The organism is Streptomyces naganishii JCM 4654 (genome assembly GCF_014650575.1).
Taxonomy (GTDB): domain Bacteria; phylum Actinomycetota; class Actinomycetes; order Streptomycetales; family Streptomycetaceae; genus Streptomyces; species Streptomyces naganishii.
In genome coordinates this window covers 95,637-111,842 of sequence record NZ_BMVF01000019.1, presented here as the reverse complement: position 1 = coordinate 111,842, position 16,206 = coordinate 95,637, and the positions used below count along the sequence as shown (strand labels likewise).

Sequence of the window (16,206 nt, the reverse complement as noted above, 5' to 3'; positions counted from 1 at the left end):
TAACCTGCTTCCCATGACCGTAACCCTCGAAGTGGCGGACGGTGTCGGCACCCTCCGCCTCGACCGCCCGCCCATGAACGCGCTCGACGTCGCCACGCAGGACCGGCTCAGGGAACTCGCCGAGGAGGCCACCCGCCGCGAGGACGTGCGCGCCGTGGTCATCTACGGCGGGGAGAAGGTGTTCGCGGCCGGCGCGGACATCAAGGAGATGCAGGTGATGGACCACGCGGCGATGGTCCTGCGCGCCCGCGCCCTCCAGGACTCCTTCACCGCCGTGGCCCGCATCCCCAAGCCGGTGGTCGCCGCGGTCACCGGCTACGCGCTCGGCGGCGGCTGCGAACTCGCCCTCTGCGCCGACTACCGCATCGCCGGGGAGAACGCGAAGCTCGGCCAGCCGGAGATCCTGCTCGGCCTGATCCCGGGCGCCGGCGGCACCCAGCGGCTGTCCCGGCTGATCGGCCCCTCCAAGGCCAAGGACCTCATCTTCACGGGCCGTCAGGTCAAGGCGGACGAGGCCCTGACGCTGGGCCTGGTGGACCGTGTCGTCCCGGCCGGCGAGGTCTACGAGGCCGCGCACGCGTGGGCCGCCCGGCTCGCCAAGGGGCCGGCGATCGCGCTGCGCGCCGCCAAGGAGTCGGTCGACACGGGCCTGGAGACCGACATCGAGACCGGACTCGCCGTGGAGCGGAACTGGTTCGCGGGCCTGTTCGCCACCGAGGACCGCGAGCGCGGGATGCGCAGCTTCGTGGAGGAGGGGCCGGGCAAGGCCAAGTTCCTCTGAGCCGGATCCGCCTGGGACGGGCGGGGACATAAAGGGACCGCAGGACACTTGCTGTTGACGCCGTGTCTGGTCCGGTTCCCCCGATGGGGCGGTTTATGGCCGCCTTAAGGCAGCCTTAAGCGTGTCTTGTCGGGGGAGCGGCCCAGTCGCGGTAAAGCACCCCGTCCACGCAGGTCAGCCAGGTTGCGGCGACCCCCGAAATGCCTTTGGCATATGTCGGGCGAATGCGGGTGCGAGGGGGCCCCGACCGGGCGTATTCCGCAGGAACGGCCCCGGAGGGGCCTGGGGACGGCCATGATGGGGGCATGGCGGGGCTGGAAGGCATGGGACAGCCGCGGGGACCGGCACGTGCGACCGCGGCGCGCTGGTCGCCAGCGGTCGAGGACGAAGGCGCGCTCAAGGCGCTGGAGCTGTACGGCAACCCCACGGAGTCGGAGGTTCCGCTCCCGTCCCGTCCCGAGTCCGCCGCCACCGCCCGCCGGCTCGCCCAGGTCGTGGTCCTGCGGCAGTGGGCACTGAGTCCGATGCTGGCGGAGGACGTCGTCCTGCTCGTCTCCGAGCTCGTCGGCAACGCCGTACGGCACACCGGCGCCCGGGTGTTCGGGCTGCGCATGCGCCGCCGCCGCGGCTGGATCCGCATAGAGGTCCGCGACCCCTCCCGGGGACTGCCCTGCCTGATGCCCGTTCAGGAACTCGACGTCAGCGGCCGGGGCCTGTTCCTCGTCGACAAACTCGCCGACCGCTGGGGCGTGGACCTGCTGCCCCGGGGCAAGACCACCTGGTTCGAGATGCGCGTGGCGGACCGCTGACCGCGCTGACCGAGGCTCACCCGGCGCTCCATACGTGTGAATCGCCCGTTTTCTTACCTCGCCCCTCTTAAATGGTTCGGGTGACCACGACCGATCGACGCGGTGTGCTGAGGGCCGGGGCCGGGCTCGTCGCCGGGGGTGTCCTCGGCGCCGGGTGTTCCGCGGCCGGCACCGCCCCGCACCCCGCCCCGGACTCCGCCGCCTCCGGTGCTGCCGCCGACCCCTCGCACACGGACGCGCGCACCTCCGCCCCCCCGCTCGCCGCGCCCGCCCCGCGCGCCTTCCCGGGCGAGCCCGCCCAGATCACCCACGGCCCGCGCGACAAGCCCCGCCTCGCCCTCACCTTCCACGGCCAGGGCGACCCCGGGATCGCCCGCGCCCTGCTGGCCACGGCCGAGAAGCACGGGGCCCGCCTCACCGTGCTCGCCGTCGGCACCTGGCTCGACGAGCACCCCGAGATGGCCCGCCGGATCCTCGACGGCGGTCACGACCTCGGCAACCACACCCAGCGCCACCTGGCCGTCAACGCCATGTCCGAGACCGACGCCCGCGCGGAGATCACCGGCTGCGCCGACCGCCTGAAGCGGCTCACCGGGTCCATCGGCACCTGGTTCCGCCCCTCCCGCGCCCCGACCGCCTCCCCGCTGGTCCAGCGGCTCGCGCACGGCGCCGGATACCCGCACGTGCTCTCCTACGACGTCGACTCCCTCGACTACACCCGGCCGGGCGCCCCCGCCGTCGTCCGCAAGGTTCTGGCCGAAGCCCGCGGCGGCTCCGTGGTCAGCATGCACTTCGGGTACCCGGACACGGTCGCCGCCCTCCCCGACGTACTCAAAGAACTCGACCGCCGCGGACTGCACGCGGTCACCACCACGGAGCTGCTGAGCTGATGCCTTCCACGTCACCCTCCCGCATCACCCGCGCCCTGATCGCCGGCGCCGTCTGCGCCGCGCTGGCCGCGCTGTCCGGCTGCGACAGCGGCGGCTCGGGCCACCACGCCGACGAGGCGCTCGGCAGCAAGGCGCCCGTCAATCCCCAGCCGCCCAAGCAGCAGACCGACGGCCTGCCCGGCATGCCGCCCGTCCTGGATCCCACCGACGTCTACGCCGCCGACCGCCCGGGCAAGCTCTCGCCCGTGGTCAAGGACTTCCCGTCCCGGATCTACGTCCCCAACACCAACTCCGACACCGTCACGGTCATCGACCCGGCGACGTACAAGGTCATCGAGACGATCCCGGTGGGCCGCCAGCCGCAGCACGTCGTGCCGTCCTGGGACCTGAAGACCCTCTGGGTCAACAACGACCTCGGCAACTCGCTGACCCCCATCGACCCGAAGACCGGCAAGGCGGGCAAGCCCGTCGACGTGCACGACCCGTACAACCTCTACTTCACGCCCGACGGCAAGTACGCCGTGGTGATGGCCTCCAAGGACCGCCAGCTGGTCTTCCGCGACGCGCACACCATGAAGCGGGTCAAGACCGTCCCGGTCAGCTGCGCCGGCGTCAACCACGCCGACTTCTCCCTGGACGGCCGCTACTTCATCGTCTCCTGCGAGTTCAGCGGCGAGCTGCTCAAGGTCGACACCGCGCGCATGGAGGTCGTCGGCCGGCAGAAGCTGGACTTCCACGGCGCCATGCCGCAGGACGTGAAGGTCTCGCCCGACGGCAAGAAGTTCTACGTCGCCGACATGGTCGCCGACGGCCTGTGGATCCTGGACGGCGCCACCTTCGGCAAGCCCTCGTTCCTGCACACCGGCAAGGGCGCCCACGGCCTCTACATCAGCCGCGACTCCCGGGAGATGTACGTCTCCAACCGGGGTGAGGGCACCATCTCCGTCTTCGACTTCACCCAGGACAAGCTCACCAAGAAGTGGCGCCTGCCCCACGGCGGCAGTCCCGACATGGGCGGAGTCTCGGCCGACGGCAAGGTGCTGTGGCTCTCGGGCCGCTACAACTCCGAGGTCTACGCCATCGACACCCGCACCGGCGAGCAGCTGGCCCGCATCAAGGTCGGCAGCGGCCCGCACGGCCTCGCGGTCTACCCCCAGCCGGGCCGCTACTCGCTCGGCCACACCGGCATCTTCCGCTGAGCTTGAGTCTCCACCCGCTGGAAGCCCCAGACTCGCGTACGTGAACGACGACGGCACCGCACTCCTCACCATCGGCGACCTGGCGCGGGCCACCGGACTGACCGTGCGGACCATCCGCTACTGGTCCGACGAGGGCGCCCTGCCCCCGGTGGCCCGCTCGCCCGGCGGCTACCGCCTCTACGACGCGGCCTGTGTGGCCCGCCTGGAGCTGATCCGCACCCTGCGCGAGCTGGGCCTCGGCCTGGACGACGTGCGCACGGTGCTCTCGGGGGAGCGCACCGTGGCCCAGGTCGCCGAGGCGCATGTGGCGGCGCTGGACGCGCAGATCAGATCGCTGAAGGTGACCCGCGCGGTGCTGTCGAGCGTGGCCCGGCGAGGCTCGAGCGCACAGGAGACGACCTTGATGAACAGACTGGCACGGCTGTCGGCGGCCGAACGCAAACGGATCATCGACGACTTCATGGCGGAGGTCTTCGAGGGGCTCGACACGGCCGACCCCGACATCCGCACCCGGCTCCGGTTCGCCACGGCGGACCTCCCGGACGACCCCACGCCGGAGCAGGTGGACGCGTGGGTGGAGCTGGCCGAGCTGATCCAGGACCCGGAGTTCCGCGCCCTGATGCGCAGGATGATCGAGTTCAACGCGGCCGACCGGGGCCCGGACGTCCCGGCGGGCACCTCCCTGTGGTTCATGAGCCGCCTGGTGCAGCTCGCCGGCGAGGCACTGCGCCGGGGCGTCGCCCCCGAGGCGCCCGAGGCCGGGGAGATCCTGCGGGGACTGATCGGCGACGCCGACCCGGCCGCCGTACTTCAGCGCCTGACGGCCGCCTCGAACGAACGCGTCGCCCGGTACCGCCGGTTGTCGGCCACCCTGAAGGGCCTGGAGCCGCTGCCGTCGTACGAGGAGGAGTTCTCCTGGGTGGTCGCCGCACTGAGGTGCCGCGCGGGCAGTTAATCTGACCTGCGTCAGTACGACAGCACGTCAGAGCAGACGCGACACAAAGGGGCGGATCGGTGGCGGACATCGAGGAAGCACGCAAGGAGTTCCAGCGGATCGATGCGGACGGCGACGGTTTCATCACCGCCGCCGAGTTCAAGTCCGCCCTCGCTCAGGGGGGCGACTGGAACGTCACCGACACGGTGGCCGAGGCCGTCATCAAGACCCGTGACCTCAACGGCGACAAGGTCCTGTCGTTCGACGAGTTCTGGGCGTACCTGAGCAAGTGACCCAGGCACCCGGGGGTGCCCGTCCGTTTGGCGGCGGGCGCCCCCGCGGTCCGGAATAGCCCGCCCGTCGCGGAGGTTGCACAGCCCCGTCAGAGCTGCGCACGACAGCGACCCCGAAGGACGAGGCGAGCGGACATGAAGATCGGCATCATCGGCGCGGGCAACATCGGCGGCAACCTGACCCGGCGGTTCACCGCCGTCGGCCACGACGTGTCCGTGGCCAACTCACGCGGTCCCGAGACCCTCAAGGCACTGGCCGAGGAGACCGGCGCGACCCCCGTCCGCGTCGAGGACGCGGCGCGCGGCGCCGAGGTCGTGGTGGTCACCGTTCCCCTCAAGGCGGTGCCGGACCTGCCGTCCGGCCTGTTCGACGGGGCGGCCGAGGGCCTCGTGGTGATCGACACCGGCAACTACTACCCCCGGCAGCGCGACGGCAGGATCGCCGGCATCGAGGACGAGGGCCTCACCGAGAGCCGCTGGACCGAACGGCACCTCGGCCACCCGGTGATCAAGGCGTTCAACGGCACCTACGCCCAGGACCTCCTCGACCGCCCCCGCCCGGCCGGCGACCCCGGCCGCCTGGCCCTGCCGGTGGCGGGCGACGACGAGGCGGCCAAGGCGAAGGTCCGGGCGCTGATCGACGAGATCGGCTTCGACACCGTCGACGCGGGCGGCCTCGACGACTCCTGGCGCCAGCAGCCCGGCACCCCCGTCTACGGCCTCCGCGCCGGCACGCGGGCCGTCACCGAGGCCCTGGCACAGGCCCCGAAGGAGCGCCCGGCGGACTTCCGGGGCTGACGGGCGGCGGACGGACGCGAGGGGCGGCCGCCGGGCCCTCGGGCTCAGCCCGCCCACTCCTTCAGGGCCGCCTTGCCGGGGAAGTCGGCCACGTTCTGGTCGTGGGGCTCGTCGGTGTACTGGTGGAAGCGCCACTTGGCCTTGATGCGGGGGTGGCCGGCGCTCACGTAGTCGGCGATCCACAGGCCGTCGCCCGCGTACGAGGTGGTGTCGACGTTGAGCCAGAAGTCCCGGTTGGTGTAGAGGATCACCCGGTTGTGCGGCCGCAGGGCCTTCACCTTGCGGATGAACTGGTCCTTCTCGGCGTTCGTCGCGTGGGTGCCCTCGGCCGTGCGCTCCCAGTCGACGGCGAGGATGTCGCCGGCTCTCTCGGGGGCGTGCGAGAGGAAGTACTCGGCCTGGGCGGTGACGTCGCCCGGCCAGAGGAAGTGGTAGAAGCCGACGACCAGTCCGGCGTCGCGGCCGTGCTTGGTCTGGGCGCTGAGCCGCGAGTTGACGTACGAACGGCCCTCCGTCGCCTTGATGAAGACGAAGGAGAGGCCGTCCGTGCCGTACGTCGCCGACTGGTAGGCGCTCACGTCGATGCCGTGCAGCATGCGTACTCCCTGAAGGTGCCGTGGGGGGAAGGAGACGGTTGGTTGAGTTCTGCCCCGTCTCCCGTACGGCCCATCCCTCAGGGGTGTTCGAACATCAGCTCCGGTCGGTTACCGCGCCCAGTACGGCGGGGGACTTGGCCGACCAGTCGGACGTGATCAGACTGGCGTGGTCGGCGGCCAGCAGGGACAGCCGGGCGGCCACCTCCGCGTCCGTCGGAGTGGTCGAGGAGATCGCGGGCGAGACCCCGGCCGCGTCCGTGGTGATCAGGATGTAGTGGTTCCTGGAGTAGAACGACGTGTCGTAGCCGTTGCCGACGTACGCCGCCGCGTCGCCGTCGAAGAAGACGAACCAGGGCTGGATCGAGGCGTCGTAGCGGCTGGTGCGCGGGTCGCCCGCGGCGGCGCCGAGGACGGCGGGGAAGGCCTCGGCCTCGCCGATGTTCCCGGCCGCGTACAGGTCGCGCAGGTGGTCGCCGTACTCGCGGTCGGTCCAGTAGTGGTCGAAGGGGTTGGCCTGCTCGACCGTGCCGGGGATCAGCTCGAAGAGGACCTTGCCCCGCAGCGCGTCGCGCGAGGGCCAGGCATCGGCCCGGGCGGCCGCGTCCAGCGTCGGGTACGCCCCGCCCAGCAGGTCGGACGGCCTGTAGACCATGTCGCCGAGCTTCTGCCGCACCAGGGTGTCGAACTCGTCGGGCCCGAGGCCGATGTTGTTGTTGAAGCCGTTCTTCATCTCCACCTTGAAGACGATCGGCCGGTGGTCCGGGTGGAGCTGGTGCCAGGCGGCGATGTTGTCCAGGCAGCTGCCCAGGTCCTGGTTGCGGCTCTTGCTGTAGAGCTCGGCCGGGGTCCTGGCGGCCTCGCAGTTGTTGTCGTCGCCGAACGGGTTGCTGTGGCTGACCCGCCAGCGGCGGCTCAGCGGGTCGGTGTAGACGTCCAGTTCGAGCAGCGAGGCGCCGGAGTCCAGCGCCTGCGCGAAGTACGTGTACTTGGCCTTGTCGTACGCGTTGTGCGTGCCGATCGCCGTCGTCCGCGAGAACTTCGGCGCCTCGGCCGCACGGGCGTTGCCGGCCAGTCCTAACAGCATCGCGGCGGCGCCCAGCAGCGCCGCCGCCCGTCTCACCCCACGCATAATCCAACTCCCCTTCGCCGATGCCGAGTTGGCGGCAGCGTAGGGGTAAGTGGTTACCGTGCGGTAGCCCCCGGAGGAACGGGAATCAGCACTCGATGATGTTCACGGCGAGCCCGCCGCGGGCCGTCTCCTTGTACTTGACGGACATGTCGGCCCCGGTGTCCTTCATGGTCTTGATGACCTTGTCCAGGGACACCTTGTGCGAGCCGTCGCCGCGCATCGCCATCCGGGCGGCGGTGACCGCCTTGACCGCGGCCATGCCGTTGCGCTCGATGCACGGGATCTGGACCAGGCCGCCGACCGGGTCGCAGGTCAGGCCCAGGTTGTGCTCCATGCCGATCTCGGCGGCGTTCTCCACCTGCTCGGGCGTGCCGCCCAGCACCTCGGCCAGCGCGCCCGCCGCCATCGAGCAGGCCGAGCCGACCTCGCCCTGGCAGCCGACCTCCGCGCCGGAGATGGAGGCGTTCTCCTTGAACAGCATGCCGATCGCGCCGGCCGCGAGCAGGAAGCGGACCACGCCGTCCTCGTCCGCGCCGGGGATGAAGTTGATGTAGTAGTGCAGGACCGCCGGGATGATGCCGGCCGCGCCGTTGGTCGGGGCGGTCACGACCCGGCCGCCGGCCGCGTTCTCCTCGTTGACCGCCATCGCGTAGAGCGTGATCCACTCCATCGCGCGGGTGGCCGCGTCGCCCTCGGCGCGCAACTGGCGCGCGGTGACGGCCGCCCGGCGGCGCACCTTGAGGCCGCCCGGCAGGATGCCCTCACGGCTCATGCCGCGCTCCACGCACGCCTGCATCACCCGCCATATCTCCAGCAGGCCGGCGCGGATCTCCTCCTCGGTGCGCCAGGCGCGCTCGTTCTCCATCATCAGCGAGGAGATCGACAGGCCGGTCTCCTTCGTCAGCCGCAGCAGCTCGTCGCCCGTGCGGAAGGGGTACTTCAGGACCGTGTCGTCCAGCTTGATCCGGTCCGCGCCCACCGCGTCCTCGTCCACCACGAAGCCGCCGCCGACCGAGTAGTACGTCTTGGTCAGCAGCTCGGCGCCCGAGGCGTCGTACGCCCACAGGGTCATGCCGTTGGCGTGGTAGGGCAGCGCCTTCCTGCGGTGCAGGACCATGTCGTCGTCGAAGGAGAACGCGATCTCGTGCTCGCCGAGGAGGCGCAGCCGCCCCGAGGCCTTGATCGCCTCCACCCGCTCGTCCGCCGTCTCCACGTCCACCGTGCGCGGCGAGTCGCCCTCCAGGCCCAGCAGCACGGCCTTCGGGGTGCCGTGGCCGTGGCCGGTCGCGCCGAGCGAGCCGTACAGCTCCGCGCGCAGGGACGCGGCCCGCTCCAGCAGGCCCTCGCCGTGCAGCCGGCGGGCGAAGATGCGGGCCGCGCGCATCGGGCCGACCGTGTGGGAGCTCGACGGGCCGATGCCGATCGAGAACAGGTCGAAGACCGAGATGGCCACGGTGACTCCTCAATACGGGATGGTGCGGGGCTGCCGGGGTGTGGCGGAAGCCGGGGCGGTGGCCGGCACCGCGCACGGCCGGGGTCGCCGGCCGTGCGCGCTGTCGTTCCGGCGCGGTGGGTGTCTTACTTGTTCAGACCCGGGTACAGCGGGTGCTTGTCGGCCAGGGCGCGAACCCGGGCCTTGAGCGCCTGTGCGTCGTAGGACGGCTTCAGCGCCTCGGCGATCACGTCCGCGACCTCGGCGAAGTCCTCGGCGGTGAAGCCGCGGGTCGCCAGGGCCGGGGTGCCGATCCTCAGGCCGGAGGTGACCATCGGGGGGCGCGGGTCGTTCGGGACGGCGTTGCGGTTGACCGTGATCCCGACCTCGTGCAGCCGGTCCTCGGCCTGCTGCCCGTCCAGCTCCGAGTCGCGCAGGTCCACCAGGACCAGGTGCACGTCGGTGCCGCCGGTCAGCACGTCCACGCCGGCCGCCTTCGCGTCGTCCCGCACCAGGCGCTCGGCCAGGATGCGGGCGCCCTCCAGGGTACGACGCTGGCGGTCCTTGAAGTCGTCCGAGGCGGCCACCTTGAAGGACACCGCCTTGGCGGCGATCACGTGCTCCAGCGGACCGCCCTGCTGACCGGGGAAGACCGCGGAGTTGATCTTCTTCGCCAGCTCGGCGGTGGACAGGATCACACCGCCGCGCGGGCCGCCCAGCGTCTTGTGGGTGGTGGTGGTGACCACGTGGGCGTGCGGCACCGGGTTCGGGTGCAGCCCGGCCGCGACCAGGCCCGCGAAGTGCGCCATGTCGACCATCAGGTACGCGCCGACCTCGTCCGCGATCCGGCGGAACTCGGCGAAGTCCAGCTGCCGCGGGTACGCCGACCAGCCGGCCACGATCAGCTTCGGCCGGGACTCCTTGGCCAGCTTCTCCACCTCGGCCATGTCGACCAGGCCGTCCTCGCCCACGTGGTAGGCGACCACGTCGTAGAGCTTGCCGGAGAAGTTGATCTTCATACCGTGGGTCAGGTGCCCGCCGTGCGCGAGGTTCAGGCCCATGATCGTGTCGCCGGGCTTGAGCAGCGCGAACATCGCGGCCGCGTTGGCCTGGGCGCCCGAGTGCGGCTGCACGTTGGCGTGCTCGGCGCCGAACAGCGCCTTGACGCGGTCGATGGCGATCTGCTCGACCACGTCGACGTGCTCGCAACCGCCGTAGTAGCGGCGGCCCGGGTAGCCCTCGGCGTACTTGTTGGTGAGGACCGAGCCCTGCGCCTCCATCACCGCGACGGGGGCGAAGTTCTCCGAGGCGATCATCTCCAGCGTGGACTGCTGGCGGTGCAGCTCGGCGTCGACCGCCGCGGCCACGTCCGGGTCGAGCTCGTGCAGGGGTGTGTTCAGAACGGTCATGCGTGGGCTCCTCAGTTGCCGGAGAACTCGGCGTACTCGTCGGCGGAGAGCAGGTCGGCGGGCTCCTCGGTGACGCGCACCTTGAACAGCCAGCCGCCCGTGAAGGGCTCGGAGTTCACCAGCGACGGGTCGTCCACCACGTCCTGGTTGAACTCGGTGACCTCACCGCTGACCGGGGAGTACAGGTCGGAGACCGACTTGGTCGACTCCAGCTCGCCGCAGGACTCGCCCGCGGTCACCGTGGCGCCGGCCTCCGGGAGCTGGGCGTAGACCACGTCGCCGAGCGCGTTGGCCGCGAACTCCGTGATGCCGACCGTCGCGACGCCGTCCTCGGCGGCCGACAGCCACTCGTGCTCCTTGCTGTAACGCAGCTGCTGGGGGTTGCTCATGGCCTGGATTCTCCTGTACGCGGGGAAGTGCTGGTGAAAAGGGGGACAGCGAAGGACGTGCGTGACCAGGGGCGACGGGCGCCTCACGCGCCTCGCCCCGCGGACCGGTTACGACAGTGTCACTTCTGGCGCTTGTAGAACGGCAGTGCCACGACCTCGTACGGCTCGTGACTGCCCCGGATGTCCACGCCGACACCGGCGGAGCCGGGCGCGGCGTGCGCGGCGTCGACGTACGCCATGGCGATCGGCTTGCCCAGGGTGGGGGAGGGGGCGCCGGAGGTGACCTCGCCGATCACCTCGCCGCCCGCGACGACCGGGTAGCCCGCGCGGGGGACCCGGCGGCCCTCGGCGACCAGGCCGACCAGCACGCGCGGCGGGTTCTGCTCGGCCCGCCCGGCGGCGGCCAGCAGCGCCTCGCGCCCGACGAAGTCGCCCTCCTTCTCGAACTTGACCACACGGCCGAGCCCGGCGTCGAAGGGGGTGAGCTCCGTGGTCAGCTCGTGCCCGTACAGCGGCATGCCCGCCTCCAGGCGCAGGGTGTCGCGGCAGGACAGCCCGCACGGCACCAGACCCGCGTCCGCGCCGGCGTCGGTCAGCGCCTGCCACAGCTTCTCGGCGTCGCCGGGGGCGACGAACAGCTCGAAGCCGTCCTCGCCGGTGTAGCCGGTGCGCGCGATCAGCGCGGACACGCCGGCCACCGTGCCGGGCAGGCCGGCGTAGTACTTCAGGCCGTCGAGGTCGGCGTCGGTGAGGGACTTGAGGATGCCGGGGGACTCGGGGCCCTGCACGGCGATGAGCGCGTAGTTGTCGCGGTCGTCGCGCACCTCGGCGTCGAAGCCGGCCGCGCGCTCGGTGAGCGCGTCGAGGACCACCTGGGCGTTGGAGGCGTTGGCGACGACCATGTACTCGGTCTCGCCGAGCCGGTAGACGATCAGGTCGTCCAGGATGCCGCCGTCGGTGCGGCAGATCATGGTGTAGCGGGCGCGGCCGACGCCGACGGAGGCGATGTTGCCGACCAGTGCGTAGTTCAGCGCGGCGGCGGCGGCCGGGCCGGTGACCGTGATCTCACCCATGTGGGACAGGTCGAACAGGCCGGCCCTCGTGCGCACGGCGAGGTGCTCGTCGCGCTCGGAGCCGTAGCGAAGGGGCATGTCCCAGCCGGCGAAGTCGGTCATCGTCGCACCGAGCGAGCGGTGCAGCGCGTCGAGCGCGGTACGGCGGGGCTGGGGGGACGCGTGATGCGGTTCGGTACTGCTCATCGGTCGGTCTCCAAGGCAATGACGGACGAGGACGGATCTCGTGTCCTCCCCATCTGTCATCGGAACCTGAGAGGTTCGCCACGACCGCCGGGCGGACGATCACGGCTTGCACCTTGGGTGGAGCCGCCTGCGCCGGCGGCCCGCTTTTCAGATGTGCCTCGCCCGCGCGGTAACGGTGCCTGAGAGATTCAAGGGAGGGACTTGCTCCTTCGGCGCCCCAGCGGTGGGCTGAGAACTCTCCCGCGCGGATTCAAACGGCCGGTATGCAGTTGGCGCGCCCATCATTGCACGCCCGGGGCCGCCCGCGGCAGGGCCGGATCTGTAACCGGCCTGTGTCCGTACGCGCACGAAATGGCGAGGCGCCTGGCATTACCTTCTCTTTACACTCGACGGGGAGGCGAACCGTCACCACCCCAGGGGAGACGATGCCGGTGAACGAGACCGCGGCCTGCGCCACGACCCACCCCCTCACCCAGCCCCGCACCGGGCCGGCGCGGGCCCCCGGCCGGTCGCGCGGACGCGACGCCGCGCACCCCGCGCGCCCCGCGCCCGTCGTCCGCGACCTGCGCGGCCGGCGGGCCGGGCAGGGGCCGGGCGTGCTGCTGTTCGGGCCCGGCGACGTCGTGGTGGTGACCGGGCTGCCCGGTGGCGGCAAGTCCACGCTGATGCGGCGCGCGGTGCCCGGCCCCCGGATCGACTCCCAGGACACCCGCGACCGCTGGGACGCCCGCCTCGCCGGCCGCCTGCCCTACGCCGTCTACCGCCCCCTGGTCCGCCTCGCCCACTACGCCGGCCTGCGCCGCGCCCTGCGCACCGGCGAGGGCCTGGTCGTCCACGACTGCGGCACCCAGGCCTGGGTCCGCGCCTGGCTCGCCCGCGCCGCCCGCCGCCGCGGCGGCGCCCTGCACCTGCTCGTGCTGGACGTCGACGCCGGCACCGCCCTGGCCGGCCAGCGCGCCCGCGGCCGGGGCGTCTCCCGCTACGCCTTCCGCCGCCACCGCCGCGCCGCCCACCGCGTCCTGCACGCGGTGGAGCGCGGCGACCTGCCCGGGGGCTGCGCCTCGGCGCTGCTGCTGGACCGCACGGCGGCGACAGGACTGCGGCGGATCGGCTTTCCGGGTGAGGCCGCCAGGGCCGGCACCGGATAGCCTTTCCGCCCAGCGGCTCCGGGCGCCCCCAGCGGCTCCCGGGGCGGTATCGACAACTCCCAGCAGTTCCAGTGGTTCCCAGCAGGCGGTAGGCAGATGGACATCCCGGCGGACTTCTCCGCGGACTTTCCCCCGCACTTCCCGGCACAGCCGCACCCCCACCCGCACGGCGGCTGGCCCGGCAACGAGCTGGAGGAGGTGCTGTCGGCCTCCCTCGGGATCCCCGCGGCGGCCGGCCGGATCGTCGAGGTGCTCGGCCGCAGCTTCGTATGGGTGCCGCTGCCGAGCGGCCGCGGCCCGCACGGCGGCCCGCTCGACCTGCCCACCCTGGAGATCGACGGCCAGGCCTACGTGCCGGTGTTCAGCTCCGAGGAACAACTGCGCCAGGTCGCCGGCTCCCACATGCCGTACACCATCGCGCCCGCCGTGGAGTTCGCGCGCGGCCTGCCCGCCCAGGTCGGCATCGCCGTCAACCCCGACGGAGTGGTCGGCGTCCCGCTGCCGCCGCCCGCCGTGGCCGAACTGTGCCGGGCCGGCCGCACCCCGCTGGACGGCCCGGCGAGCGGTGGCCGGGTCCGCCTCTACGAGCCCGACTGGCAGGACGACCCGGTGGACTTCCTCGCCGCCGCCTCCGCGGAGTTCGCCGCCACGGGCGTGGTCCGCACCGCCCGCCGCTGCCTGGCCGCCATCGAGACGGCCGAACCGGTGATGTTCGTGGGCGTCGAGCTCTCCCAGTGGGAGGGCGACCTGAGGGCGCTGCCCCTGCAGGCCCTGGAACGCGCCCTGAGCGGCAACCCGGTGGTCTGGCCGGTCAACCTGGTGCTCCTTGACGTGGCCCAGGACCCGGTCGCCGACTGGATGCGGGACGGCGTCCGGCCCTTTTATCAGTACGATCGCTGAAACCCACGGCCGCACGACTCCGGCACGTACCCGGCCGGAACGCGGCCTTAAGCTAGACCGACGACTCGGTCGGAACGTCGGTCGTATGAAGGGGCGGTAAAAGTGACTGCCAGCGGCACCGCGGCCGGGCAGGTCGAGCAGACGCTGCGCCAGGTGACGCCCGGGCGTTACGACGCCTACGAGGCGCTGCTGCGCGCCCTCGCCTCCCCGTCCTCCGGCCAGGTGTGGATGCTGCTGTGGCACGGCCAGGCCGGCTCCCCCGACGCCCAGTACGGCCACATGGAGGTCGACGGCCACGGCTACGCGCCCTGCGTCACCTCCGCCCAGGAGCTCTCGGCGAGCGGCTGGATGCGGTCGTACGAGGTGGTGGACGGCCTCGACGTGGCCCGCACCCTCTACCCCGACCACTACGGCCTCTGGCTCAATCCGCACGCCCCCGGCGGCGGCGTGGGCATCCCCTGGCTGGACCTGCGCCGCATCGCCACCGGCCTCGACCGCCAGCCGGCCGGCCCCCTGCGCCTGTCCGAACCGGCCGTCGAGGTGTCCCAGTTCTACGCCCTGCTCGCGCAGAGCGCCCACCGCACCCCGGCGGTGCGCTCCCTGCGCCGCGCCTGGGTGCAGCCGGCGCTCGGGGCGCCGTACCTCGCCATCGGCCTGGACGTCTACGACACCTCACCGCCGGCCGTCGACTCGGTGCGGGCGATGATGCAGCAGTCCATCGGCGCCGTCCCCGACGGCCTGCCGGTGTCGACCGTCGCCATGTCCGACGAGTACGACCCGGTCGCCCTGTGGATGCGCGCCAACTCCCGCCCGTTCTACGACCGCGAATCCCACGCGTCCCCGTCCCCGGCGACGGGGTACGGGTATCCGCCGGCGCGTGGCGGATACTGAACCGGAACGCTTCCCACCGGGACGCCGACTCGTGTGCCAGGGCAACTTCTTCGCGCGTAGATGAGGGTGAATAGTCCGGTTCTCAACCGGAAAGCCCCAACTCGACCGCGTCCGACCCCCGTTACCCAGCGTCCGGATAACGGAACCCTCCTGCCCGCATCACGTTTACGCATCCATTCACCGCCAAGTCTGGCAACAGATCGCCAATGCGTTGAAGACTCCCGCAACAAGGGGGTGTTCGCCCCTGTGTACGACGGACTGATCATGCCGCCACAGCGGCAAGTGCGGGCCGGCTACCGCCGGTTGAGAGGGGTCCCTGCCTAATGACGGCACCATTGCACGAGCCGACCGCGGAAGCGGCCCCGAGCGCGGCCGAGGAAGCGGCGGTAGCCACCACCGGCGCCAAGGCCGTCCAGGGACGTTCCCTGGGCCGGATCGCCTGGGAGCGCCTGAAGCGGGACAAGCTCGCCCTGACGGGCGGCGTCGTCGTGCTCGTCCTCGTCCTGGTGGCGCTGCTCGCGCCGGTGATCACCAGCCTCGTCGGGCAGGACCCCGACGTCTACCACGAGAACCTGATCGACCCGCTCTTCGGCACCCCCACGGGTTCGCTGGGCGGCATCAGCGGCGACCACCTGCTGGGCGTCGAGCCGGTCAACGGCCGCGACATCTTCGCCCGCATCCTCTACGGCGCCCAGATCTCGCTGCTCGTCGGCTTCCTGTCGGCCCTGGTCGCGGTGGTGCTGGGCACCATCCTCGGCATCCTGGCGGGCTTCTTCGGCGGCTGGGTGGACGCGGTCATCAGCCGCGTCATGGACGGCCTGCTCGCCTTCCCGCAGCTGCTCTTCATCATCGCGCTGGTCTCCGTGATGCCGAACAACATGCTGGGTCTGACCGGCTCGAGCGTGCGCGTCTTCGTGATGATCCTCGTCATCGGCTTCTTCGGCTGGCCCTACATCGGCCGCGTGGTACGCGGCCAGACGCTCTCGCTGCGCGAACGCGAGTACGTCGAGGCGGCCCGCTCGCTCGGCGCCGGGCGCTTCTACATCCTGTTCAAGGAACTGCTGCCCAACCTGGTCGCGCCGATCATCGTCTACACGACGATGATGATCCCCACCAACATCCTCACCGAGGCGGCACTCAGCTTCCTGGGCGTGGGCGTCAAGCCGCCCACGGCCTCCTGGGGGCAGATGCTCTCGAACGCGATCGACTACTACGACTCGGACCCGATGTACATGATCGTTCCGGGCGTGGCGATCTTCATCACCGTTCTTGCCTTCAACCTCTTCGGCGACGGCGTGCGCGACGCGCTGGACCCGAAGGGCTCCCGCTGAACTGCCGTACCCCAAGCG

General features: G+C 71.6%; 17 protein-coding genes and 2 riboswitches. Of the genes, 11 read left to right on the top strand and 6 right to left on the bottom strand.

Features of this window, described 5'->3' with window-relative positions:
* The first annotated feature begins 13 nt into the window (after window positions 1–13).
* The 7 genes from IE217_RS28230 (at window position 14) to IE217_RS28200 (ending at window position 5,704) form a co-directional block, all read left to right on the top strand.
* A complete protein-coding gene (locus IE217_RS28230; RefSeq protein WP_190180783.1) occupies window positions 14–781 on the top strand; it encodes an enoyl-CoA hydratase/isomerase family protein in 768 nt (255 codons plus the stop codon).
* A gap of 305 nt (window positions 782–1,086) precedes the next feature.
* A complete protein-coding gene (locus tag IE217_RS28225; RefSeq protein ID WP_190180782.1) occupies window positions 1,087–1,590 on the top strand; it encodes an ATP-binding protein in 504 nt (167 codons plus the stop codon).
* 71 nt (window positions 1,591–1,661) lie between these two features.
* Window positions 1,662–2,480 (top strand): polysaccharide deacetylase family protein, encoded by an 819-nt coding sequence (locus tag IE217_RS28220; protein WP_190180781.1) that lies wholly within the window; start codon window positions 1,662–1,664, stop codon window positions 2,478–2,480.
* Window positions 2,480–3,679, top strand: coding sequence for a YncE family protein (locus IE217_RS28215; RefSeq protein ID WP_190180780.1), 1,200 nt, complete (start codon window positions 2,480–2,482; stop codon window positions 3,677–3,679). The genes IE217_RS28220 and IE217_RS28215 overlap by 1 nt, the downstream gene beginning before the upstream one ends.
* 40 nt (window positions 3,680–3,719) lie before the next feature.
* Window positions 3,720–4,634 carry a MerR family transcriptional regulator gene (locus IE217_RS28210; RefSeq protein WP_190180779.1) on the top strand — a complete coding sequence of 305 codons (915 nt, stop codon included), beginning with the start codon at window positions 3,720–3,722 and terminating at the stop codon, window positions 4,632–4,634.
* Window positions 4,635–4,693: 59 nt separating this feature from the next.
* Complete coding sequence (locus IE217_RS28205; protein ID WP_189709431.1) at window positions 4,694–4,906, top strand: EF-hand domain-containing protein; 213 nt, start codon at window positions 4,694–4,696, stop codon at window positions 4,904–4,906.
* 15 nt (window positions 4,907–4,921) lie between these two features.
* Window positions 4,922–5,704, top strand: coding sequence for an NADPH-dependent F420 reductase (locus IE217_RS28200; RefSeq protein WP_268249179.1), 783 nt, complete (start codon window positions 4,922–4,924; stop codon window positions 5,702–5,704).
* 44 nt (window positions 5,705–5,748) lie between these two features.
* Here IE217_RS28200 and IE217_RS28195 read toward each other — a convergent pair whose 3' ends face one another.
* The 6 genes from IE217_RS28195 to gcvT all read right to left on the bottom strand — a co-directional run bounded on the left by IE217_RS28195 (window position 5,749) and on the right by gcvT (window position 11,918).
* Window positions 5,749–6,300 carry a GH25 family lysozyme gene (locus IE217_RS28195; RefSeq protein ID WP_190180777.1) on the bottom strand — a complete coding sequence of 184 codons (552 nt, stop codon included), beginning with the start codon at window positions 6,298–6,300 and terminating at the stop codon, window positions 5,749–5,751.
* A 94-nt stretch (window positions 6,301–6,394) separates the two neighbouring features.
* Entirely contained in the window at window positions 6,395–7,429 is a 1,035-nt protein-coding gene (locus IE217_RS28190; RefSeq protein ID WP_190180776.1) for a phosphatidylinositol-specific phospholipase C domain-containing protein, read from the bottom strand.
* A gap of 85 nt (window positions 7,430–7,514) precedes the next feature.
* Window positions 7,515–8,882, bottom strand: a complete 1,368-nt coding sequence (locus IE217_RS28185; protein WP_190180775.1) for an L-serine ammonia-lyase — start codon at window positions 8,880–8,882, stop codon at window positions 7,515–7,517.
* Window positions 8,883–9,007: 125 nt separating this feature from the next.
* Entirely contained in the window at window positions 9,008–10,270 is a 1,263-nt protein-coding gene (glyA, locus tag IE217_RS28180) for a serine hydroxymethyltransferase (RefSeq protein WP_190180774.1), read from the bottom strand.
* Window positions 10,271–10,281: 11 nt separating this feature from the next.
* Complete coding sequence (gcvH, locus tag IE217_RS28175) at window positions 10,282–10,659, bottom strand: glycine cleavage system protein GcvH (RefSeq protein ID WP_190180773.1); 378 nt, start codon at window positions 10,657–10,659, stop codon at window positions 10,282–10,284.
* Window positions 10,660–10,778: 119 nt separating this feature from the next.
* On the bottom strand, window positions 10,779–11,918 hold the full coding sequence (gene gcvT, locus IE217_RS28170; RefSeq protein ID WP_190180772.1) for a glycine cleavage system aminomethyltransferase GcvT: 1,140 nt from the start codon (window positions 11,916–11,918) through the stop codon (window positions 10,779–10,781).
* Window positions 11,919–11,961: 43 nt separating this feature from the next.
* Window positions 11,962–12,075: riboswitch (glycine riboswitch) on the bottom strand.
* Window positions 12,076–12,171: riboswitch (glycine riboswitch) on the bottom strand.
* A 172-nt stretch (window positions 12,172–12,343) separates the two neighbouring features.
* Between gcvT and IE217_RS28165 the strand changes: the two genes are divergently transcribed.
* The 4 genes from IE217_RS28165 to IE217_RS28150 all read left to right on the top strand — a co-directional run bounded on the left by IE217_RS28165 (window position 12,344) and on the right by IE217_RS28150 (window position 16,188).
* Complete coding sequence (locus IE217_RS28165; protein ID WP_190180771.1) at window positions 12,344–13,066, top strand: AAA family ATPase; 723 nt, start codon at window positions 12,344–12,346, stop codon at window positions 13,064–13,066.
* A gap of 96 nt (window positions 13,067–13,162) precedes the next feature.
* Window positions 13,163–13,966, top strand: a complete 804-nt coding sequence (locus tag IE217_RS28160) for an enhanced serine sensitivity protein SseB (RefSeq protein ID WP_190180770.1) — start codon at window positions 13,163–13,165, stop codon at window positions 13,964–13,966.
* 102 nt (window positions 13,967–14,068) lie between these two features.
* Window positions 14,069–14,857, top strand: coding sequence for an enhanced serine sensitivity protein SseB C-terminal domain-containing protein (locus IE217_RS28155; protein WP_190180769.1), 789 nt, complete (start codon window positions 14,069–14,071; stop codon window positions 14,855–14,857).
* Window positions 14,858–15,180: 323 nt separating this feature from the next.
* The gene (locus tag IE217_RS28150; protein WP_189709453.1) at window positions 15,181–16,188 is read left to right on the top strand and encodes an ABC transporter permease; all 1,008 of its coding nucleotides are present in this window, start codon (window positions 15,181–15,183) and stop codon (window positions 16,186–16,188) included.
* Window positions 16,189–16,206: the final 18 nt, after the last annotated feature.

Bases quoted from the DNA above. Each gene is read 5' to 3' on its own strand.
- IE217_RS28230 (WP_190180783.1), top strand. From the start codon at position 14: ATGACCGTAACCCTCGAAGTGGCGGACGGTGTCGGCACCCTCCGCCTC.
- IE217_RS28225 (WP_190180782.1), top strand. From the start codon at position 1,087: ATGGCGGGGCTGGAAGGCATGGGACAGCCGCGGGGACCGGCACGTGCG.
- IE217_RS28220 (WP_190180781.1), top strand. From the start codon at position 1,662: ATGGTTCGGGTGACCACGACCGATCGACGCGGTGTGCTGAGGGCCGGG.
- IE217_RS28215 (WP_190180780.1), top strand. From the start codon at position 2,480: ATGCCTTCCACGTCACCCTCCCGCATCACCCGCGCCCTGATCGCCGGC.
- IE217_RS28195 (WP_190180777.1), bottom strand. From the start codon at position 6,300: ATGCTGCACGGCATCGACGTGAGCGCCTACCAGTCGGCGACGTACGGC.
- IE217_RS28190 (WP_190180776.1), bottom strand. From the start codon at position 7,429: ATGCGTGGGGTGAGACGGGCGGCGGCGCTGCTGGGCGCCGCCGCGATG.
- glyA (WP_190180774.1), bottom strand. From the start codon at position 10,270: ATGACCGTTCTGAACACACCCCTGCACGAGCTCGACCCGGACGTGGCC.
- gcvH (WP_190180773.1), bottom strand. From the start codon at position 10,659: ATGAGCAACCCCCAGCAGCTGCGTTACAGCAAGGAGCACGAGTGGCTG.
- gcvT (WP_190180772.1), bottom strand. From the start codon at position 11,918: ATGAGCAGTACCGAACCGCATCACGCGTCCCCCCAGCCCCGCCGTACC.
- IE217_RS28165 (WP_190180771.1), top strand. From the start codon at position 12,344: ATGCCGGTGAACGAGACCGCGGCCTGCGCCACGACCCACCCCCTCACC.
- IE217_RS28160 (WP_190180770.1), top strand. From the start codon at position 13,163: ATGGACATCCCGGCGGACTTCTCCGCGGACTTTCCCCCGCACTTCCCG.
- IE217_RS28150 (WP_189709453.1), top strand. From the start codon at position 15,181: ATGACGGCACCATTGCACGAGCCGACCGCGGAAGCGGCCCCGAGCGCG.